This window comes from Pseudomonas mosselii (assembly GCF_005796105.1).
GTDB lineage: Bacteria > Pseudomonadota > Gammaproteobacteria > Pseudomonadales > Pseudomonadaceae > Aquipseudomonas > Aquipseudomonas mosselii_C.
This window is the reverse complement of record NZ_VAUO01000012.1, coordinates 16,711-35,800: the sequence shown is the minus strand read 5'-3', so window position 1 is coordinate 35,800 and position 19,090 is coordinate 16,711. Positions and strand designations below refer to the sequence as shown.

General features: G+C 65.6%; 20 protein-coding genes. 13 read left to right on the top strand and 7 right to left on the bottom strand.

Going from position 1 to position 19,090, the window contains the following annotated elements:
* Nucleotides 1-20 precede the first annotated feature (20 nt).
* On the top strand, nt 21-2,783 hold the full coding sequence (locus tag FEM01_RS20065) for a hybrid sensor histidine kinase/response regulator (protein WP_138221216.1): 2,763 nt from the start codon (nt 21-23) through the stop codon (nt 2,781-2,783).
* Nucleotides 2,784-2,852: 69 nt separating this feature from the next.
* Nucleotides 2,853-3,446: a MarC family protein gene (locus tag FEM01_RS20060; protein WP_138221215.1), complete on the top strand. Its 594-nt coding sequence runs from the start codon at nt 2,853-2,855 to the stop codon at nt 3,444-3,446.
* A 69-nt stretch (nt 3,447-3,515) separates the two neighbouring features.
* Here the strand turns inward: FEM01_RS20060 and FEM01_RS20055 are convergent, their stop codons facing one another.
* The 7 genes from FEM01_RS20055 to cobG all read right to left on the bottom strand — a co-directional run bounded on the left by FEM01_RS20055 (nt 3,516) and on the right by cobG (nt 9,945).
* The gene (locus FEM01_RS20055) at nt 3,516-4,139 is read right to left on the bottom strand and encodes a hypothetical protein (protein ID WP_138221214.1); all 624 of its coding nucleotides are present in this window, start codon (nt 4,137-4,139) and stop codon (nt 3,516-3,518) included.
* Complete coding sequence (locus tag FEM01_RS20050) at nt 4,126-4,743, bottom strand: hypothetical protein (protein WP_138221213.1); 618 nt, start codon at nt 4,741-4,743, stop codon at nt 4,126-4,128. The genes FEM01_RS20055 and FEM01_RS20050 overlap by 14 nt, the downstream gene beginning before the upstream one ends.
* 63 nt (nt 4,744-4,806) lie before the next feature.
* Entirely contained in the window at nt 4,807-5,496 is a 690-nt protein-coding gene (locus FEM01_RS20045; protein ID WP_138221212.1) for a hypothetical protein, read from the bottom strand.
* Nucleotides 5,497-5,590: 94 nt separating this feature from the next.
* The gene (cobJ, locus tag FEM01_RS20040; RefSeq protein ID WP_138221211.1) at nt 5,591-7,288 is read right to left on the bottom strand and encodes a precorrin-3B C(17)-methyltransferase; all 1,698 of its coding nucleotides are present in this window, start codon (nt 7,286-7,288) and stop codon (nt 5,591-5,593) included.
* Nucleotides 7,285-8,019 (bottom strand): precorrin-2 C(20)-methyltransferase, encoded by a 735-nt coding sequence (locus FEM01_RS20035; protein WP_138221210.1) that lies wholly within the window; start codon nt 8,017-8,019, stop codon nt 7,285-7,287. The genes cobJ and FEM01_RS20035 overlap by 4 nt, the downstream gene beginning before the upstream one ends.
* Nucleotides 8,016-8,642, bottom strand: coding sequence for a precorrin-8X methylmutase (locus FEM01_RS20030; RefSeq protein ID WP_138221209.1), 627 nt, complete (start codon nt 8,640-8,642; stop codon nt 8,016-8,018). The genes FEM01_RS20035 and FEM01_RS20030 overlap by 4 nt, the downstream gene beginning before the upstream one ends.
* Nucleotides 8,635-9,945, bottom strand: a complete 1,311-nt coding sequence (gene cobG, locus FEM01_RS20025) for a precorrin-3B synthase (RefSeq protein WP_138221208.1) — start codon at nt 9,943-9,945, stop codon at nt 8,635-8,637. The genes FEM01_RS20030 and cobG overlap by 8 nt, the downstream gene beginning before the upstream one ends.
* A 148-nt stretch (nt 9,946-10,093) precedes the next feature.
* Here cobG and cbiE point away from each other — a divergent pair, with 148 nt between their 5' ends.
* From cbiE to FEM01_RS19970, 11 genes are all read left to right on the top strand, one after another.
* The gene (gene cbiE, locus FEM01_RS20020; RefSeq protein WP_138221207.1) at nt 10,094-11,305 is read left to right on the top strand and encodes a precorrin-6y C5,15-methyltransferase (decarboxylating) subunit CbiE; all 1,212 of its coding nucleotides are present in this window, start codon (nt 10,094-10,096) and stop codon (nt 11,303-11,305) included.
* Entirely contained in the window at nt 11,298-12,392 is a 1,095-nt protein-coding gene (locus tag FEM01_RS20015; protein ID WP_138221206.1) for a cobalt-precorrin-5B (C(1))-methyltransferase, read from the top strand. The genes cbiE and FEM01_RS20015 overlap by 8 nt, the downstream gene beginning before the upstream one ends.
* The gene (locus FEM01_RS20010) at nt 12,389-13,117 is read left to right on the top strand and encodes a cobalt-precorrin-6A reductase (RefSeq protein ID WP_138221205.1); all 729 of its coding nucleotides are present in this window, start codon (nt 12,389-12,391) and stop codon (nt 13,115-13,117) included. Before FEM01_RS20015 ends, FEM01_RS20010 begins: the two co-directional genes overlap by 4 nt.
* A gap of 83 nt (nt 13,118-13,200) precedes the next feature.
* Nucleotides 13,201-13,431, top strand: a complete 231-nt coding sequence (gene vapB / locus FEM01_RS20005) for a type II toxin-antitoxin system VapB family antitoxin (RefSeq protein ID WP_138221204.1) — start codon at nt 13,201-13,203, stop codon at nt 13,429-13,431.
* Nucleotides 13,431-13,841 (top strand): type II toxin-antitoxin system tRNA(fMet)-specific endonuclease VapC, encoded by a 411-nt coding sequence (vapC, locus tag FEM01_RS20000; RefSeq protein ID WP_138221203.1) that lies wholly within the window; start codon nt 13,431-13,433, stop codon nt 13,839-13,841. The genes vapB and vapC overlap by 1 nt, the downstream gene beginning before the upstream one ends.
* Before the next feature lie 175 nt (nt 13,842-14,016).
* Nucleotides 14,017-14,454, top strand: a complete 438-nt coding sequence (locus FEM01_RS19995) for an NfeD family protein (protein ID WP_138221202.1) — start codon at nt 14,017-14,019, stop codon at nt 14,452-14,454.
* Between the two features lie 27 nt (nt 14,455-14,481).
* Nucleotides 14,482-15,336 (top strand): SPFH domain-containing protein, encoded by an 855-nt coding sequence (locus FEM01_RS19990; protein WP_138221201.1) that lies wholly within the window; start codon nt 14,482-14,484, stop codon nt 15,334-15,336.
* A gap of 231 nt (nt 15,337-15,567) precedes the next feature.
* A complete protein-coding gene (locus FEM01_RS19985) occupies nt 15,568-15,957 on the top strand; it encodes a DUF2946 domain-containing protein (RefSeq protein ID WP_138221200.1) in 390 nt (129 codons plus the stop codon).
* 46 nt (nt 15,958-16,003) lie between these two features.
* A complete protein-coding gene (locus FEM01_RS19980; RefSeq protein WP_138221199.1) occupies nt 16,004-16,486 on the top strand; it encodes a copper chaperone PCu(A)C in 483 nt (160 codons plus the stop codon).
* Between the two features lie 17 nt (nt 16,487-16,503).
* Nucleotides 16,504-16,935 (top strand): DUF2946 domain-containing protein, encoded by a 432-nt coding sequence (locus FEM01_RS19975; RefSeq protein ID WP_138221198.1) that lies wholly within the window; start codon nt 16,504-16,506, stop codon nt 16,933-16,935.
* A 67-nt stretch (nt 16,936-17,002) separates the two neighbouring features.
* Nucleotides 17,003-19,069: a TonB-dependent copper receptor gene (locus tag FEM01_RS19970; protein ID WP_138221197.1), complete on the top strand. Its 2,067-nt coding sequence runs from the start codon at nt 17,003-17,005 to the stop codon at nt 19,067-19,069.
* Nucleotides 19,070-19,090: the final 21 nt, after the last annotated feature.

Genomic DNA, 19,090 nt, shown 5'->3' with positions numbered 1-19,090 from the left:
CGCTAAGAAAGGATTTCGTCGTGCGCAGGCTTCGGATTGCCACAGCCTTGATCGCCAGCTTACTGGCCCTGCTCTGCCTGCTTCCGGCCCACGCCGAACAAGCCGGGGGATGGTCGGCGCTGCTCGACGAGCAGGCCAGCCTGCAACTCTCCGACGTCCGCTCCGAGCGTTACCGCAACCAGTTCAGCCCCGTGGCCCTCGACGAACTGGATGCCGCCCTCCCCGACCAGGCCCTGTGGCTGCACTATCGCCTGGAGCCTACCGACCAGGAACAACTGGTGCGTATCTTCGCCCCAGACCTGTCGCGCCTGGACCTTTACGCCCTCGAAGGCGGCAAGCTGCTGCGCCAGTTGCACCACGGGCGCCACGGCGAGAGCAATACCGACTTGCACAGCAGCGACCATATTCTGCCGCTGCCCCACGGCAGCCAGCCGGTGGACGTGTACCTGCGCCTGGTGTCCGAGCATCAGTTGCGCCCTGCCGTAAGCCTTGAACCTGCGGCCTACGCCGCTGCGGACCAGCGTCTGCCGTTGCTGTTCGGCCTGCTGTTCGGCGGCTTGGCGATGCTGATCGTGCACAATCTGATCCGCTTCGCCTACACCCGCTCCAGCACCACCCTGATCCTGGCCCTGTACCACGGCCTGATGCTGTTCAGCGCATTGATCCTGCTCAACCTGGGCGGGCCTTGGTCGCACCTGTGGTACAGCGCACAAACCCCCGTGGCCTACCTCACCTTGGTGCTGGCGGGACTTGCCGGGCTGTATTTCACCCAGCATTTCTTCGCCCGCTGCAACTCGGCGCGCCTTAACCGCCTGCTGCAAGGCGAAATGCTGGTGGTCGGGCTCAGCGGCCTGATACTGCTGTTCGTCGATACCCTGCCGCTGAACCTGATGACCTACGTCCTGATCGCACTGGGCAGCCTGAGCATGCTACTGGTCAGCAGCTACCACTGGTACAAGGGCTTCGTGCCAGCCCGGCTGTTCGCCCTGGCCATGCTCATATTCAACCTCGGCGGCCTGGTGTTGTTGCCCGCGCTGCTGGGCCTGACGCGCACCCCGACGCCCTGGCTGCTTGGCATCCTCATGGTACTGACGGTGGTCAGCGGCATGCTGCTCAACCTGTCAGTCAGCGAGCGCCTGCGGCGCATGAGCGAGGAGCGCTTTCGCGCCAGCCGCGCGCTGGCCGCCAGCGACGCCGAAATCAACGCCAAGGCCGAGTTCCTGGCCAAGATCAGCCATGAGATCCGCACCCCGATGAACGGCGTGCTGGGCATGACCGAGCTACTGCTGGGCACCCCGCTGTCGGTCAAGCAACGCGACTACGTACAGACCATCCACAGTGCCGGCAACGAGCTGCTGACCCTGATCAACGAGATCCTCGACATCACCAAGCTGGAGTCGCGGCAGATCGAACTGGACGACGTGCAGTTCGACCTCAACGCGCTGATCGAGGACTGCCTGAATATTTTCCGGGCCAAGGCCGAACAGCAGAACATCGAGCTGATCAGCTTCACCCAGCCCCAGGTCCCCCGGGTCATCAGCGGCGATCCGACGCGCCTGCGCCAGGCCCTGTCGAGCCTGCTCGACAATGCCCTTAAAAACACCGACCACGGCGAGATCCTGCTAGTGGTGGCCCTCGACCAGCGTGGCGAAGCCCCACGCCTGCGCATTGCCGTGCAGGACAGCGGCGAACCCATGCCTGCGGCAGAACGCAACGCCCTGCTGCAAGCCGAGCTGCACAGTCGCCACTTTCTCTCCAGCCACAAGCTTGGCGGCCATCTGGGGCTGGTAATCGCCAAGCAGCTGATCGGCCTGATGCAGGGCGAGTTCGGGATCAAGACCAGCACCAGCATGGGCAACACCCTCTGGCTGACGCTGCCGCTCGACCCACAACGCCTGGAGCAGCCCCCCGCCGACGTCGAGGGCCCACTGCGCGAGGCACGGGTTCTGGTGGTGGACGACAACGATACCTGCCGCAAGGTGCTGGTGCAGCAGTGCAGTGCCTGGGGCATGAACGTCAGCGCCGTGCCTTCGGGCAAGGAGGCGCTGGCGCTGCTGCGCACCAAGGCGCACCTGCGCGACTATTTCGATGTGGTGCTGCTGGACCAGAACATGCCCGGCATGACCGGCATGCAGCTGGCGGCGAAGATCAAGGAAGACCCGAGCCTGAACCACGACATCCTGGTGGTGATGCTCACCGGCATCAGCAACGCCCCCAGCAAGATCATCGCCCGCAACGCCGGGATCAAGCGCATCCTGGCCAAGCCGGTAGCCGGCTACACCCTCAAGACCACCCTGGCCGAGGAGTTGGCCCAGCGCGGTCGCGATCAGCTCATCACACCACTGCCCGGCAGCCCCCCGCCGCCTCTGCATTTGCCAGGGGACTTCCGCATCCTGGTGGCCGAGGACAACAGCATCTCGACCAAGGTGATCCGTGGCATGCTCGGTAAGCTGGACTTGGAGCCGGATACCGCCAGCAACGGTGAAGAAGCGCTGCTGGCAATGAAAGCCAAACGCTATGACTTGGTGCTGATGGACTGCGAGATGCCGGTGTTGGACGGTTTCAGCGCCACACAGCAGTTGCGCGCCTGGGAGTCCGCCAATCAGCGTCCGCGAACACCGGTCGTGGCACTGACCGCGCACATTCTCGCCGAGCACAAGGAGCGCGCCCGCCTGGCCGGTATGGACGGGCACATGGCCAAGCCTGTGGAACTCTCGCAACTGCGTGAGGTGATCCAGTTCTGGGCGGGACAACATCAGGCAAGCACCGCGCCCCTGGAATAATAGCGCGCACAGGCAACGCCCTGGCCTGCTGGTACACTTGCCCCACCCTGGCCTCTGCGGACCCACCCCATGCTTCATATGTTGTTCAGCGTCTACCTGAAGATGCTCGTGCTCTACAGCCCGTTCTTCGTGCTCTCGTGTTTCATCAGCCTGACCCGTGGGCATTCGAGCAAGGAGCGCAAGCAACTGGCCTGGCGGGTGGCGTTTGCCACGTTGATCGCCAGCGTGCTGCTGTACCTGTTCGGGCGGGCGATCTTCGGTGTGTTCGGGATCACCGCCGACGCCTTTCGCATCGGCGCAGGCTCGGTGCTGTTCATCTCGGCCTTGGCCATGGCCCAGGGCAAGTCGGCGGTCCAGACCGACAACGTGCAACAAGACGTGACCATCGTGCCGCTGACCATCCCGCTGACCGTAGGCCCTGGCACCATCGGTGCGCTGCTGGTGATGGGGGTCAGCCAGCCGCATTGGGACGATAAGCTGCTGGCCATCGTCAGTATCGCCTTGGCCAGCCTCACGGTCGGCCTGGTGCTCTACCTTTCGCACCGTATCGAGCGCCTGCTGGGCGACCAGGGCTTGCAGATCGTCAGCCGCCTGATGGGGCTGTTCGTCTGCGCCCTGGCAGCGCAGATCATCTTCACCGGCATCAAGGGTTACTTGGGCTAAGGCCCCGCCGGGCAAGCAACCCGCTCACCCTTGATGGGGGCCTCGGCGCGGGCTGAACCAGACCAGACACTACAGCGCCAGCTCATGAACATCCTTCAGGCCGATACCCGCCAGCGCGCGCTCGACCTTGCTACGGTGTTCCTGCTCGAACAGGCGGCAATTGAAGCGCACCAACTGCGCTTGTACTTGCGTGTTGCGCCGCTCGCGGAACAGAAAGCCTGCGCTGAACGCCTCAACCTCGCCGGCTTCGTGATAAAGAACCATGTCCACGTAGTTGCGGCTGACCGGCGCGCACGTCAACAACTGAAACCGTCCACGCTGGCCGCAGTGTGACTCGAAGTGCAGCAGGGGCGGACCGCTCTTGCGCAACGCCCTCAACGCGAGCGCCATGCTGCTAGCATGTTGCTCGCCAGCCAGCGCATCGATCCGTTTGAGCGCCTGGTCGACAATCACGGGGCGCTGCCGATCCGGCCAGTGGACTGCCTCAGCCGACAGTGCATCCCAACCGAGGTACTGCAACTGCCGACGGTAGAACGCGTACTGCTGCTGATGACTTTCGCCGGCCATGCTTTTGAACGTGGTGCTCTCGGCCCACAACGCAGCGAGCTTCACGGCACGGCGCTGCTCAATGCTCACCCCGGGTATGAACGCTGCCAGGCTGCTCGTGACGACAGTGGCTTCAGGCTGGTCCATGGCACGCTCCTGACTCGACAGCACCAAGATCGGTGATCGATTGCGCGTTGCCCGTTTCACCGAGCCGCCTATGCAGCTTGAAGCGGTAGCTCAACGGCACCAGCTCGTCAGGCGTCGCCGTGGTGTGGCGAATATCAGCGCCATCACCGCAGGCCAGGCTGCTCAACACCAGTGTGGGACCGGCCAGCACGATACCCAGTTCATGCACACTCGCCGTCGAATCAACTTGGGCGTGCGTGAACGGCCGCAGGTGCTGAAGGGCATCGCAGGTGGCCAGCCTGCACACAACAGGCTCAAGCGCGTCGGCAAGCTGCGGATGCAGGGTTTTCAGGCGCTCTGCGATAGATCTCACCGGCGACGGGGGCGCCTCGCGCTGATAATCGGCCGTGCTCGTAGCCACGATCCAGCCACAGCGCTCCAACGCCGTGCGGTAAGCCCTGTACCAGCGCGCATAATCATCGAAACGTGAGCCCTCGTGTTTATCTGCAACCAACTGGGCGTACAAGACCGAGTCCAGCACATAGTCTTGTGATGCCGCAGCCGCTGGCGTAACCAGCAGGGCCGTGCCGCCTGCCAGGTACAGGGATGGAACGTCGTTTTTCATCGGATGCCTCTTGCTCAAGGCCAACGGAAGGAGCAGCGGGGCTTGTGCAGCCCCGCACGGGTGTCAGATCTCGAACTCCAGGGCACTCTCGATGCCCTTGTCGATCATTTTCTTCTCGATCGCAAGGCGCAGCTCATCGGTGTAGACCACCTCGTTGAAGCTCAGCACCGCCGAACCGCTGTAGCGGTCAGTGCTGGCGCTCTTCCACTCATACACCAAGGTGTCGAGGTTGTTCTCGCCCGGCGCAGCACTGAAGGCGCTCACCAGCATGAACAACTCGCCTTCGGGCGTTTCGATGCAGGTGCCCAGGCCGGTGGTCGACACCGGATGGCCCTTGACGTTCTGCTTGAAGATTTCCTGCGCTTGGGTGATTTCGCCAAGCGCCCCGACAGCCTTGCTGGCCAGTTCGGTCATGGCCTCGGCCAACGGCCCGCCCAGCAGCGCCTGGCCTGCGGCCTTGGCGACCTTGAACACGACAGGCCCCAAGGTCAGGGAGCCGCTCTGGTCATAATCACGCTCATAGGAGCGCTGGCCGACCACCCAGCCGCAGGTCCGCATCACTTCAAGGAACTTGTTGAACCAGGCTTCGGCCTCGCCATCACGGTCATGGGCCTTGGAGGCCACTCGCGAGGCAAACTGGAAAGTGGTCTTGGCGTCGCGCCGGGCCTTGGCGGACATTCCGGCGCTGAGCGCCATCAGGGACTGTTCGACGACAGCGAGGCTGTCGCCTTTGATCGGGGCGTGTTCGGTCATTGCAAGCGCTTCCTGGTAGGCCTCGGCGGGAATCGCCGGGGGCCTACCAAGTTATTCGGGATCGCTGCGCAATAACGCCGTGAACCGGTTCCCTTCAGGCTTGATCGGCCATCGGATACCAGCGCGGGGTGTATACCCACTCCCCACCATCGGCACGTGGCAAGCGCACGGTGGTAGAGGACCCCACCAGGACCATGGTGCGCATATCGACCATTTCCGGCACCAGTTCAGCCAGAGAGACGACCTTCAATGTCTGCGCCGGCCTACCGACATCACGGCCAAGGACTACAGGGGTATCGCCATTGCGATGACGCCGCACCACCTCCAACGCGACGCCCAGCTGGTGCGGGCGGGCCTTGGAGATCGGGTTGTAGAACGCCAACACCAGGTCAGCCTGGGCGGCCAGGTCCAGGCGTTTCTCGATGATCGACCAGGGCTTGAGGTTGTCCGACAGCGACATCACGCAGAAGTCATGCCCCAGCGGCGCGCCGGCCAATGCCGCCGTGGCCAGCGAAGCCGAAACCCCTGGGAGCATTTGCAGGTCGACCCGATGCCAGGCCGGATCGCTTGACTCATGCAGGGCTTCGAGCACGGCGGCAGCCATGGCGAACACCCCAGGATCACCCGAAGAGACCACCACCACCGAGCGCCCTTGAGCGGCCAGCTCGAAGGCATGCCGGGCACGTTGCAGCTCTTCGCGGTTGTCGGTGCAGTGCAACACCTGATCGTCGCGGAACGGGCCGGCCATGCGCACATAGGTTTCGTAGCCGAGTACATCCTCGGCCCGCGCCAATTCGGCCTTGACCGCCGGCACCATGAACTGCGCGGCACCCGGCCCGAGGCCGATCACCGCCAGGCGGCCGCGCTGGCGACCTACCTGCCGGATGTCCACTGGCGATTCAGCCACGCCGACGGCTACGGCGCCCACCGCCTCGCTACGCGCCTGCGGCACGGCTCGGGTGAGCATCTGCACCAAGCTGTCTTCAGCGGGCACGAAGCGCACGGTGACATTCAACGCCTGCGCCGCTTGATGCAGCCCAGGCTCGGCCATATCCGTCTCGCTGGCCAGCAGGCACGCCAGCGCCGGTTCCGCGAGGCCTGCGAGCTGCAAACCGTCGCGCACCTGCTCAAGCACATCCGCGCCCCCAGCCGACACCGCGACCACCACGCTGCGTGGGTAGATCAGCAACTCGTCACGACTGGCCGGACGTGCCGCACACCCCACATGGATGGCGCGCTGCGCGCTGTCGCTGGCCACCAATTGCGCCTGTTCGAGCCACGGCGCATCCCCCTCGAGGCGAACCGGCGCTCCCGCCAGCAGGTCGCTGACGAAGCGCTTGCCTTGCTCCAGGTCCGCCAGGGCATAGCCCTCGGGCGGGTTGAGCAGGCAGGTGCCGAAGCGCAGTTCACCGCTGGTGGTGATGGCGGCGTTCACCCCCAGCACCTCGGCGATCTCCCGCGCCATCAGGTTGACACCGCCCAGCCCACCCAGCAGCGGTACTACCGCGCTGCCATCCTCGGCCACCGCCAGTACCGGCGGCTCGGCACCCTTTTCACTGAGCAGCGGCGCCAGGCTGCGAATCACGATACCCGCTGCGCACAGCGCGATGATCGGGGTGGCCTGCTGGTAAAGGCTACGCAGGGTGTCGCCGAAGGCTGCATAGTGCCGATCGGCATCCGTTACGCGGCCTTCCAGGCCATGCACGACGGCCTGCGGATAACGTTGCTGGATCCGCCGTGCGGTGGCTTGGCTACCCGCGCCGAGAATGACGATGGCCGGGGCCTGGTTCATCCCTGCCATTTTTCCCCCGGCACGATGATCAACGAGAAATACGGCGAGGACTGCGGATCGACGTCATCGAGCGGCACGATCTTCTGGTTGGCCATGGTCGCCCGCTCAACGTACAGCGCCCGCCCGTCCAACCCCAGCTCATTGAGCACCTGGCGCACCTTGGGGAAGTTGCGGCCCAGCTTCATGATCACCGCCGCGTCAGCGTCGGCCAGACGGCGCTTGAGCTCGTCATGCGGCAGTACGCCAGACAGCACGGTGAGGGTCTGGTTGCGGTAGACCAGCGGCGCGCCGAGTACCGAGGCACCACCGAGCATCGAGCATACGCCCGGGATCACTTCGGCCTGATAACGCGAAGCCAGGCGGTCGTGCAGGTACATGTATGAGCCGTAGAAGAACGGATCGCCCTCGCAGATCACCGCCACGTCGCGGCCGGCATCCAGGTGTTCAGCCACCTGCACGCTGGCCTCGTCGTAGAAGTCGCTGATCACCTGCTCGTAGGACAGCGGCGCCGGCAGGGCTTCGGTGGTCACCGGGTAGACCAGCGCCAACTGGGTCTGCTCGGCGTGCAGGTGCGCTTCGATGATACCGAAGGCATTGCCACGCTTGCCCTTGGCCACGAAGTACGCCACCACCGGCGCCTCGCGTAGCAGGCGCAGGGCCTTGACCGTGATCAGTTCGGGATCGCCAGGACCGACGCCCAGCCCAAGGAGTCTTCCACGCGCGTGCATCATTCCACCTCCGTGGCCAGGGCGTTGACCGCCGCTGCGGCCATCGCGCTGCCGCCCAGGCGGCCCTGCATGATCACGAAAGGCACGCCACGGCTGTCCGCCGCGAGCATGGCCTTGGACTCGGCCGCGCCAACGAAGCCAACAGGAAAACCCAGAATCAACGCAGGCTTGGGCGCCCCGGCATCGAGCATTTCCAGCAGGTAGAACAACGCGGTGGGGGCATTGCCGATCACCACCACACTGCCTTCCAGGTGTGGGCGCCACAACTCCAGCGCTACCGCCGAGCGGGTGTTGCCGACGTCCTTGGCCAGGGCTGGCACGCTGGGGTCGCGCAGGGTGCAGATCACCGGGTTGTTGGCCGGCAGGCGGGCACGGGTGATGCCTTCGGCAACCATGTGCGCGTCACACAGGATCGGCGCGCCGTTGGCCAAGGCTTCGCGCCCAGCAGTGCCTGCGCCTTCGGAGAACTGCAAACCATCGATGGCCTCGACCATGCCACAGGCGTGGATCACCCGTACGGCGAGTTTTTCCAGGTCGGCTGGAATCCGCTCGAGCCGGGCTTCCTCGCGGATGATTCGGAAGGAATTGCGATAGATCTCCTGACCATCGCGGATGTAGTCAATCATCAAGGTGCTCCGTCGGCAGGTCGAGCATGGCGCCTGCTTCTTCTGGGGTAAGGTCGGATGCGCGCAGGCGACCGAAGCCTGGCGTGCGCGCATCGCGCAAGTAAAGGTCGTAGCGGCCCGGCGTGCGGGCCAGCAGGGTCGCCGGGGCAATGTGCGCCGCAGCGCAAGAACGCAGGCAACCGGACAGGTGCACGCGGCCCGGGGCGCCGCTGTGCAGGTGCGCCGCCAGGCGGATGGCGTCGGCCTTGGTGTCGGCCTGAGCCTTGGCGCAGCCACTTGATCCGGTGCAGGCGGTAACCTGCGCCAGAGGGTGGTCGGGCGCGCACAGCAGGCCGGTGGCGGCCAGGTCTGCCTGAGCCTGCGCAAGGTACGCAGGGTCCAGCGAGGTCAGCACCAGGCTCTGCCAGGGGCTCAGGCGCAGGCTGCCATCGCCCCACTGACGGGCACAGCGCGCCGCGGCGCGCAGCATGCTTGGCGTCAACCGGCCCAACGGTGGCGCGACCCCAAGGGCCAAGCCCTGACGTTGGGGCAGCACACCCAGCCAGGGGCGACCGGCCGCCGCGCGATGCCAACCGGGGGTAATAGCACTCACACGAATCGCCAGCCCTTCGAGGAAGTGCGCCACCGAGCAACTGGCGAGCAGCTGACGCATCCGCGCCTGCTCGGGGCTCGCCAGGTCAAGGAAACGCTCAAGCACCGCGCGCACCAGTGCCAAGCCCTGCTCCAGCGGCACTGCGCCCAGCGCACGCCCATCGGCCGGACACCCCGCCAGGCCGAACACCAGCCAAGTCTCTGGCCCGCGCTGCTCGGCCGACAGCCACAGGTCGTGGGGATGTTCGAGCATCGCCACCCCCTCGCCGCCATCGAGTTGCACGGCGAACTTGGCTGACAGCGCATGAAAACGCGGGGTGGACTCCAACAGGTCGAGGATCTGCCCAGCCAGCGGGCGAGTGTCCAGCAACATCGCCGGGTCGAACCCAGCCAAAGGGCTGAGCATCAGATTGCGCACATCGTCGCCGGCCGCCTCACGTGGACCGAGCCCGGCGGCCAACAGGTGCGCGACCAGGCCTGACTGCTCGGCGCCGATGCCGCGAATCTGCAGGTTGGCGCGGTTGGTCGCCTCGATCACGCCCCCCGCGAAGCGTTCAGCGGCCTCGGCCACCGCGTCGGCCTGATCGGCCAACAGCAGGCCGCCAGGCAGCTTGATCCGACAAATGCCGCCATCGCGTGCGGCAACGATGCGCCACAACCCCGGGCAGGCCGAGGGACGGGGCGAAATGTCGGAGGGCGGGAGCGGCTTCAAAGGGGCATCCGGGAGTCGTGAAAGTGCGCTTCAGTGTAGAAGGCGCGGTATTATGCCTGCTTTGTCCGGCGGCATGAAAAACCGGTGGTCGAACGCCGTGTGAAAAGCGCTCCGCGCTGCCCCCAGCATTTGAATTGACGAGGAACGGATGGCCCCCTGGCTCACAGTAGTAGGCATCGGCGAAGACGGTTTCAGCGGCCTGGGCAGGCAGGCCCGACGCGCCCTGCTGGCCGCCACACGCATCGTCGGTAGCCCACGCCAGTTGGCGCTGTTGCCACGCTGTATAGGCGGTGCACGCGTGCACTGGCCCAGCCCTTTCTCGCTGTCACCGGTGCTGGCCCTGCGCGGCGAACCGGTGTGCGTGCTGGCCAGTGGCGACCCGATGTTCTACGGCGTTGGCGCAAGCCTCGCACGCCAAGTGCCGAGCAACGAAATGCAGGTGCTGTCGATGCCCTCCTCCTGCGCCCTGGCCGCCGCCCGCCTGGGCTGGCCGTTGCAGGACGTGCAGGTGGTTTCGCTGGTGGCGCGCCCGCTGGCAGCGCTCAATGCCCACTTGTACAGCGGCCTGCGCCTGCTGGTACTGAGTAACGACGAGCACAGCCCCGCAGCCATCGCGGCGCTGCTGCGCGAGCGCGGCTTCGGGCCGAGCCGGTTGCAGGTCTTCGAACACCTGGGCGGCCCCGAGGAGCGCCAGCTCTGCGGCAGCGCCAATGACTGGGCGCACCGCAACATCGCCGCCCTGAACCTGGTCGCCATCGACTGCCAGGCCACGCCCGACGCCCTACGCATGCCGCGTGTCGCCGGCCTGCCCGACAGCGCGTTTCAGCACGACGGCCAACTGACCAAGCGCGATATTCGCGCCATCACCCTCGCGCGCCTGGCGCCGCAACCCGGCGAGCTGCTGTGGGATGTCGGCGCCGGCTGCGGTTCGATTGGTATCGAGTGGATGCGCGCCCACCCCAGCTGCCGCACCCTGGCCATCGAAGCCGATGAAGGCCGCCAAGGTTTCATCGAGCACAACCGCGACGCCCTCGGCGTACCGGGCCTGCAACTGGTACGCGGCAAGGCGCCCCAGGCCCTGCAAGACCTCGAACAACCCGACGCGATCTTCATCGGCGGCGGTGTCACCCGCGATGGGGTGCTGGCGCTGTGCTGGGAGCGCCTGCGCCCCGGTGGACGACTGGTGGCCAATGCCGTGACCCTGCAAAGCGAGGTGATGCTGGCGCAGTTCCAGCAACACCACGGTGGCGAGCTGACGCGCATCCATATCGCCCACGCGCAACCGCTCGGGGCCTTCGACACCTGGCGCCAGGCCCTGCCGATCACCCTGCTCGAAGTGGTCAAGCCCGCCGATGCGTGAAGAAACCCGCGAACACCCCGCCCCCTTGCGCAGCGGCCTGACCACCGGCAGCTGCGCCACCGCCACGAGCCTGGCGGCAGCGCGCCTGTTGCTGAGCGGCCAGCACAACGACGCAGTGTCAATCACCCTGCCCAAGGGCAAGGTGGTGCAGATGCGCCTGGAGTTCTGCCGCCTGATCGACGGCGGCGCCGAAGCCGGGACCCTCAAGGATGCCGGCGACGACCCCGATGTCACCCACGGTGCCCTGCTGTACAGCCAGGTGCGACTCTTGCCTGAGCCAGGTATCCGCTTTGTCGCAGGATCAGGCGTCGGCACCGTGACCCGCCCAGGCCTGGTGCTGGGCGTGGGGGAGCCGGCAATCAACCCGGTGCCACGCCGAATGATCAGCGAACACCTGCAAGCGCTGGCCTGCGAGTGCGCTTACGGCGGCGGCTTCGAAGTCACGGTGAATGTTCGCGACGGCGAGGCCTTGGCGCTGAAAACCATGAACCCGCGCCTGGGCATTCTCGGCGGGCTTTCCATCCTGGGCACCAGCGGCATCGTCCGCCCGTTCTCCTGCGCGGCCTACATCGCCTCGATCCACCAAGGCATCGATGTCGCCCACACCAACGGCTACACGCACATTGCCGCCTGCACCGGCAATGCCAGCGAGGACACCATGCGCCGGGTCTATGACCTGCCGGAAATCGCCCTGATCGAGATGGGCGACTTCGTCGGCGCCGTGCTCAAGCACCTGCGCAAGGTACCGGTGGCCCGCCTAAGCCTGTGCGGCGGCTTCGGCAAGATCAGCAAGCTGGCCGCCGGGCACATGGACCTGCACAGCCGCCACTCCAGCATCGACCTGCCGCAACTGGCCGGCTGGGCGGCCGGCATCGGAGCCGCAACGGACCTACAACAAGCGATCATCGCCGCCAACACCAGCCAGCAGGCGCTGGCCCTGGCCCACGCCGCAGGCATCGCCTTGGGCGACGAGGTCTGCCGCCACGCCCTGGCGTTCGCTCGCAGCGTAGTGCCAGACCAGGTGCAGGTGGAAGTGTTCGCCATCGACCGCCAGGGCGGTATCGTCGGCAAGGCCGGTGTGCAATGAGCGGTCGCATCCTGCTGCTGGGCGGCGTGACCGAAGCCCTGGCCATCGCCCGTCAACTGGGGCCACAGCACGTCTACAGCCTGGCCGGGGTCGGTCGCGTGCCTCAGGACCTGAGCTGCCAGGTGCGCGTCGGCGGTTACGGCGGCGCCGAAGGCTTGGCCGATTACCTGCGCGAGGCGCGCATCGACCTGCTGATCGACGCCACCCACCCGTATGCCGCGCAAATCAGCGCCAACGCAGCCCTCGCCGCGCGCAGCGCAGGGGTCACCTGCTGGGCCTTGCGCCGCCCGGCCTGGCAGGCGCAACCCGGCGACGACTGGCGCGAGGTGGCCGACTGGGCCGCGCTGATCGAGGCGTTGGCGCCCTTCCAGCGCCCGCTGTTCACCCTCGGGCGCGAGCCTTTGCAGCACCTCGACGAGATTCCAGCGCACCAGTTCTGGACCCTGCGCGCCCTCGAAACCTGCCCAGGCAATGCGCGCTGCGAGGTGATCGGCGCCCGCGGGCCGTTTTGCATCGACGATGAACGCGCGCTGTTCGAGCGCCGCCAGATCGACGTGCTGGTGAGCAAGAACAGCGGCAGCACGGCGACCGAGCCAAAGCTTGAAGTAGCGCGCGAACGTGGGGTGCCGGTGTTGGTGCTGAAACGTCCCGCACTGCCTGAGGTAGATCGCCAGTTCGATAGTCCGCATCAGTTGCTGCAAGCACTAGGCGGCACCGCGCCCTGACAGGAAAAACGTATATCCCATTGACATATACCCGCGTCGACTTAAACTTCGGACATACATTCGCGCTTTCAAGGAGGCCCGTCATGGAGCAAGGTGCAGTCTTCAAAAGCAATCGCAGCCAGGCCATCCGCATGCCAAAGGCACTCGCCCTTCCCGAAGACGTCACTCGCGTGGATATCGTCGCAATCGGTCGTTCACGCATCATTTCACCTGCTGGGGAAGCTTGGGACCACTGGTTCGACGGTGATGACGTGACAGCGGATTACATGGCATGTCGTGACCAGCCCGTCGATCAGGAGCGCGAAGGATTCTGATGCTCAGGTACATGCTCGATACCAACATCTGCATTTTCACCATCAAGAACAAACCACAACAGGTACGTGATGCGTTCAACCGCCATCACGGTCAACTGGCGATCAGTACGATAACGCTGATGGAACTGGTTTACGGCGCGGAGAAGTCTGCCGCCCCGGAGCGCAACCTTGCAGTGATCGAAGGCTTCGCCGCGCGGCTCGAAGTACTCGACTATGACCAGACGGGGGCAGCGCATACCGCCCAGCTGCGTGCCGAACTGGCAAAGGCCGGCACGCCGATCGGCCCCTATGACCAGATGATCGCTGGCCACGCGCGCGCGCGTGGGCTGGTGCTGGTCACCAATAACCTTCGCGAATTTCAACGAGTGCCGGGGTTGCGAGTGGAAGACTGGTTGTCCTCTGCGTTTTGAGGACCCCCACCTTAAGATGGTGGATGCGTCTCGCGTGGGATGGCGCCGGTGTTCACGTCAGGTTCTAGTTTTGATTCAAGGCCGTGGCTTCCAGGTCATGTCGGACATGCCTGATGGCCCTTGGCTTCGATCTTGCCTTAAACTCTGCTCCCCTCTAATCGGAAGGCCCACCCATATGGAAATGCAATGGTGGATCTGGCTCGTCTTCGGCGTGGCCTTGATCCTGCTGGAACTGGTCCTGCCCACGTTCTTCATTCTCTGGTTCGGCATCGGCGCCGTGCTGGTGTCGTTCGTCGCGCTACTGGCCCCCAGCCTGCAACTGGATACGCAGGGGCTGCTGTGGGTAGTGTTCTCGTCCATCACCACGCTGCTGTGGTTCAAGCTGTTTCGCAGCAAGAAGCCCGACGTGCGCTGGACCGCTGACAGCGTGATCGGTGAAGTCGGCCTGCTGACCGTCGGTGTCTCGCCGTTCCAGAAAGGCCGCGTGCGCTTCCAGAAGCCAATCCTGGGCAACGAAGAATGGACCTGCATCGCTGACAGCGACATCCCCGCCGGCGAGCGCGTGCGCCTGACCGCCATCGAAGGTAACACCGCCCGCATTACCCGGGCCTGACTCCGCACTAAAAGGAAGTTTGCACACATGACCAGCCTTATCGTCGTCGGCACCCTGGCCGCATTCGTACTGATCACCGTCTTCAAGGGGGTGCGCATCGTGCCCCAGGGCGAAGAATGGATCGTCGAGCGCCTGGGCCGCTACCACAGCACACTCAAGCCTGGCCTGAACATCGTCATCCCGTACATGGACGTGGTCGCCTACCGCCTGCCGACCAAGGACATCATCCTCGATGTGCAGCAGCAGGAGATCATCACCAAGGACAACGCGGTGATCGTCGCCAACGCCCTGTGCTTCGCCAAGGTCGTCGACCCACAGAAGGCCTCCTACGGCGTGCAGAACTTCTCGTTCGCCGTCACCAGCCTGACCATGACCTCGCTGCGCGCCATCGTCGGCGCCATGGATTTGGACGAAGCGCTGTCGAGCCGCGAGCAGATCAAGGCACGCCTGCGTGAGGCGATGTCCGAGCAGACCGAAGACTGGGGCGTGACCGTGCGCTCAGTGGAAATCCAGGACATCAAGCCATCGCCGAGCATGCAGACTGCCATGGAGCGCCAGGCGGCCGCAGAGCGTGAGCGTAAAGCCGACGTGACCCGCGCCGAAGGCAACAAGCAGGCCGCCATTCTCGAAGCCGAAGCGCGCCTGCAATCGGCCAAGCTGGACGCCGAAGCGCAGGTCAACCTGGCCGAAGCCTCGGCCCGGGCGATTACCCTGGTCAAGGAAGCGGTGGGCAACGAGATCACCCCGGCCATGTACCTGCTGGGCGAGCGCTACATCGGTGCCATGGAAAACCTGGCCGGTAGCGACAATGCCAAGGTCGTGGTGCTGCCTGCCGACCTGCAAGAGACCGTGCGCGGTCTGATGGGCCGAGGCAAGGCCTAAGCGACACGCCCCCTGTAGGAGCGGCCTTGTGTCGCGAACGGGCTGCGCAGCGGCCCCAGATCATTGGCATCCTGCACAATCGCTGGGGGCGCTTCGCACCCCTTTCGCGGCACAAGGCCGCTCCTACAGGGGTCGTGTGTGGGGCGCTACTGCGTCACTTCACCGCACCCCGGCATTTTTTCCTATACTCCGCCGTACAATAGCCATCACGATTCCTGACCGGATCTCTCCATGCCCCCACGTCGGCACATCGCCTGGATAGCCTGCCTTGCAGTGCTGTTCAACCTGCTGGCCATGCCGCTGTCCTCCGCCGCGCCCAAGGGCCCGGCCGAGCAGCTGCTGTGGGGGGCGTTCTGTTCGAGCATGGCGAACAAGGCCAAGGTCGATGTGCAGGCCTTGGCCAAGATCGACCTCGGCCCACAGAGCGACAACAGTGCCGGCATGCTGAACTGCTGGTGCTGCTCGGGCGCCGCGCCCCTGCTGGCACTGCCTGGCTACCCGCCACAGTTGCACAACCCGCCGCTGCGGCCCGCGCGCCACGCACCGGCGCTTGCCGCCTACCAGCCCACGCCGCGCCAGTTATGGCCCGCGCTCAATCCCCGTGCCTCTCCGCTGGCCTGAGTTCAATCCGCTATGCGCCTGAACCTGAACCCATCGGAGAATCACCATGCTCAAGCAAGCCCTCGTCCTGGCCGCCCTGCTGTTGCCCGGCACCTATGCCAACGCCCACGAATACACCGTCGGTGATCTGCACATCGCCCACCCTTGGTCGCTGGCACTACCGCCCAACGCGCCTAATGTGGCTGCCTACTTCGTGGTGCACAACAACGGCAAGGTCGATGACCGCCTGCTCTCGGTGGATACCCCGATCAGCAGCGACGCGCAATTGCACGAGCACGCCATGACCGCTGGCGGCACCATGAAGATGCAGCAGGTGCCCAGCGTAACCGTGCCGGCCGGCAAGGACGTGACCTTCGCCCCGAGCGCCTACCACGTGATGATCCTGCAACCGAAGGACCGCAGCCTGCTGGCCGATGGCAAGCGCTTCCCGCTGACCCTGCACTTCGAGAAAGCCGGAGACATCACCGTCGACGTCGCCGTACAGCAGCAGCCGCCCGCCGAGCAGCAAGGTCACGCCCACACGCACTGACCTGACTGGCGCTCGCCATGAGCCTGTCGCGCAACAGCTCCGCCCGCAGCACCCGCCCTGATCGCAGGCGCGTCGGTGGCGGCTGGCTGAGTCTGTTCGCCATGTGGATGATCTTCATCGGACCACTGGTTTCCCAGTCCATGCCGATGGAGCACCACGCCAGCATGTCCATGCCGATGAGCATGGACATGCCCATGGAACATGCCCACGGCGACATGCATCACCCAGGTCACGGCAACGACGGCCAGCTGCATGTGATGTGGGAAAAGTGCGGGTACTGTAGCCTGCTGTTCAACTGCCCCGCCCTGCCCCAAACCCTCAGCCCGCTCAGCGCGGGCAGTGTGCTGCCACCCGCCACGCCCCTCTTCGCGACACGCCAGGGCCACGCCCGGCAGGCCGTGTTCCCCGGTGCGCGCAGCCGCGCGCCACCCCACTCGATCAGCGTCTAAAGCCCATACAGAACGCCCGGAGCCTACTGGCTCCGCGCCCGTGCCTTTCTGATCGACTGGAATCACTATGTCCAGCTGTACCTTTGTATCCGCGCGCGCGCTGCGCGGAACCCTCGCCGTGCTCTGCGGCTCGCTGCTCGCGCCCCTGGCCCTGGCCGACGACACCGGCCATGAAGGCCACGCGCCCGACGCCCCTGAACTGAGCCCGACGGTGATCACCTCCATCGCTCCCAGCGCTGCGCTGACCGTGGTCACCAACCCCAAGGACCCACGCCAGCCGGTGCCGGCCAGCGATGGCGCCGACTACCTCAAGACCATTCCCGGCTTCTCGGCGATCCGCGCAGGCGGCACCAACGGCGACCCGGTGCTGCGCGGCATGTTCGGCTCACGCCTGAACATCCTCACCAACGGCGGTGTGATGCTCGGCGCCTGCCCCAACCGCATGGACGCCCCGACCTCGTACATCTCGCCGGAAACCTACGACCGCCTCACCGTGATCAAAGGCCCGCAAAGCGTGATCTGGGGCCCCGGCGGTTCGGCGGGGACCGTGCTCTTCGAACGCGAACCGGAACAATTCGGCGAGTTGGGCAGTAGGGTCAATGCCAGCCTGATGGCCGGCTCCAACGGCCGCTTCGACAAAGTGCTCGACGCGGCCGCCGGCAACCCGCTGGGCTACGTACGCTTCGTCGGCAACCAGTCGCACTCGGACGACTACGCCGATGGCAACGGCGACAGCGTGCCGTCGCGCTGGAACAAGTGGAACGGCGACGTCACCCTCGGCTGGACCCCCGACGCCGACACCCTGCTCGAACTGACCGCCGGCAAGGGCGATGGCGAGGCCCGCTACGCCGGGCGTGGCATGGACGGCTCGCAGTTCAAGCGCGAGAGCCTGGGCCTACGTTTCGAGAAGTCCAACCTCGGCGGCGTGCTCGACAAGCTCGAAGCGCAGCTCTACTACAACTACGCCGACCACGTGATGGACAACTACAGCCTGCGCACCCCGTCCGGCACCGGCATGATGGCAGGCCCCATGGCCGCCAACGTCGACCGCCGCACCCTCGGCGCACGGATCAAGGCCACCTGGCGCTGGGCCGACGTGCAACTGGTCAGCGGCCTCGACGCCCAGACCAACGAGCACCGCGCGCGCAGCGCCATGGGCGTCGATACCTATAAAGACGTGGCATGGGAGAAGGACGCCGACTTCCACAACTACGGGGTGTTCGGCGAACTTACCTGGTACGCCACCGGCAACGACCGGCTGATCACCGGCGCCCGCCTGGACCGCGCCTCGGCCAAGGATTACCGCGACGCCAGCGCCACTAACGGCAACACCCGCGCCGACACCTTGCCCAGCGGCTTCGTGCGCTACGAGCACGATCTTGCGGCACTGCCGGCGACCACCTACGTCGGCCTCGGCCATGCCCAGCGCTTCCCGGACTACTGGGAGCTGTTCTCGCCCGACCAGGGCCCGGCAGGCACCGTCAACGCCTTCGACAGCATCAAGCCAGAGAAGACCACCCAGCTGGACTTCGGTATCCAGTACCAAGGTGAACGCCTGGAAGCCTGGGCCTCGGGCTATGTCGGCCAGGTGCGTGACTACATCCTGTTCGACTATCGCACCGGGATGATGGGCATGAGCAGCACCCAGGCGCAGAACATCGACGCGCGCATCATGGGCGGCGAGCTGGGCGCGGCCTACGCGCTCAGCGAAAACTGGAAGGCCGACGCCACCCTGGCCTATGCCTGGGGCAAGAACAGCAGCGACGGCAAGGCTCTACCGCAGATGCCCCCGCTGGAAAGCCGCCTGGGCCTGACCTACAGCCGCGATGCCTGGAGCGTCGGCAGCCTGTGGCGGCTGGTCTCGGCGCAGAACCGCGTGGCCGAGAACCAGGGCAACGTGGTCGGCAAGGACTACCAGAAGAGCAGCGGCTTCGGCGTGTTCTCGCTCAACGGCGCCTACAAGGTCAACCGTAACCTCAAGCTCAGTGCGGGCGTCGATAACCTGTTCGACAAAACCTACGCCGAGCACCTCAACCTGGCCGGGAACGCCGGGTTCGGTTTCTCGTCCAGCGACCCACAACCGGTGAACGAGCCAGGCAGGACATTCTGGACCAAGGTCGATTTCAGCTTCTGACAACAACAACCGGGCGCGGGC

Excerpts from the sequence above, each read along its gene's own strand:
- FEM01_RS20060 (WP_138221215.1), top strand. The coding sequence starts at position 2,853 with ATGCTTCATATGTTGTTCAGCGTCTACCTGAAGATGCTCGTGCTCTAC.
- FEM01_RS20055 (WP_138221214.1), bottom strand. The coding sequence starts at position 4,139 with ATGGACCAGCCTGAAGCCACTGTCGTCACGAGCAGCCTGGCAGCGTTC.
- FEM01_RS20050 (WP_138221213.1), bottom strand. The coding sequence starts at position 4,743 with ATGAAAAACGACGTTCCATCCCTGTACCTGGCAGGCGGCACGGCCCTG.
- FEM01_RS20045 (WP_138221212.1), bottom strand. The coding sequence starts at position 5,496 with ATGACCGAACACGCCCCGATCAAAGGCGACAGCCTCGCTGTCGTCGAA.
- cobJ (WP_138221211.1), bottom strand. The coding sequence starts at position 7,288 with ATGAACCAGGCCCCGGCCATCGTCATTCTCGGCGCGGGTAGCCAAGCC.
- FEM01_RS20035 (WP_138221210.1), bottom strand. The coding sequence starts at position 8,019 with ATGATGCACGCGCGTGGAAGACTCCTTGGGCTGGGCGTCGGTCCTGGC.
- FEM01_RS20030 (WP_138221209.1), bottom strand. The coding sequence starts at position 8,642 with ATGATTGACTACATCCGCGATGGTCAGGAGATCTATCGCAATTCCTTC.
- cbiE (WP_138221207.1), top strand. The coding sequence starts at position 10,094 with ATGGCCCCCTGGCTCACAGTAGTAGGCATCGGCGAAGACGGTTTCAGC.
- FEM01_RS20015 (WP_138221206.1), top strand. The coding sequence starts at position 11,298 with ATGCGTGAAGAAACCCGCGAACACCCCGCCCCCTTGCGCAGCGGCCTG.
- FEM01_RS20010 (WP_138221205.1), top strand. The coding sequence starts at position 12,389 with ATGAGCGGTCGCATCCTGCTGCTGGGCGGCGTGACCGAAGCCCTGGCC.
- vapB (WP_138221204.1), top strand. The coding sequence starts at position 13,201 with ATGGAGCAAGGTGCAGTCTTCAAAAGCAATCGCAGCCAGGCCATCCGC.
- vapC (WP_138221203.1), top strand. The coding sequence starts at position 13,431 with ATGCTCAGGTACATGCTCGATACCAACATCTGCATTTTCACCATCAAG.
- FEM01_RS19995 (WP_138221202.1), top strand. The coding sequence starts at position 14,017 with ATGGAAATGCAATGGTGGATCTGGCTCGTCTTCGGCGTGGCCTTGATC.
- FEM01_RS19990 (WP_138221201.1), top strand. The coding sequence starts at position 14,482 with ATGACCAGCCTTATCGTCGTCGGCACCCTGGCCGCATTCGTACTGATC.
- FEM01_RS19985 (WP_138221200.1), top strand. The coding sequence starts at position 15,568 with ATGCCCCCACGTCGGCACATCGCCTGGATAGCCTGCCTTGCAGTGCTG.
- FEM01_RS19980 (WP_138221199.1), top strand. The coding sequence starts at position 16,004 with ATGCTCAAGCAAGCCCTCGTCCTGGCCGCCCTGCTGTTGCCCGGCACC.
- FEM01_RS19975 (WP_138221198.1), top strand. The coding sequence starts at position 16,504 with ATGAGCCTGTCGCGCAACAGCTCCGCCCGCAGCACCCGCCCTGATCGC.
- FEM01_RS19970 (WP_138221197.1), top strand. The coding sequence starts at position 17,003 with ATGTCCAGCTGTACCTTTGTATCCGCGCGCGCGCTGCGCGGAACCCTC.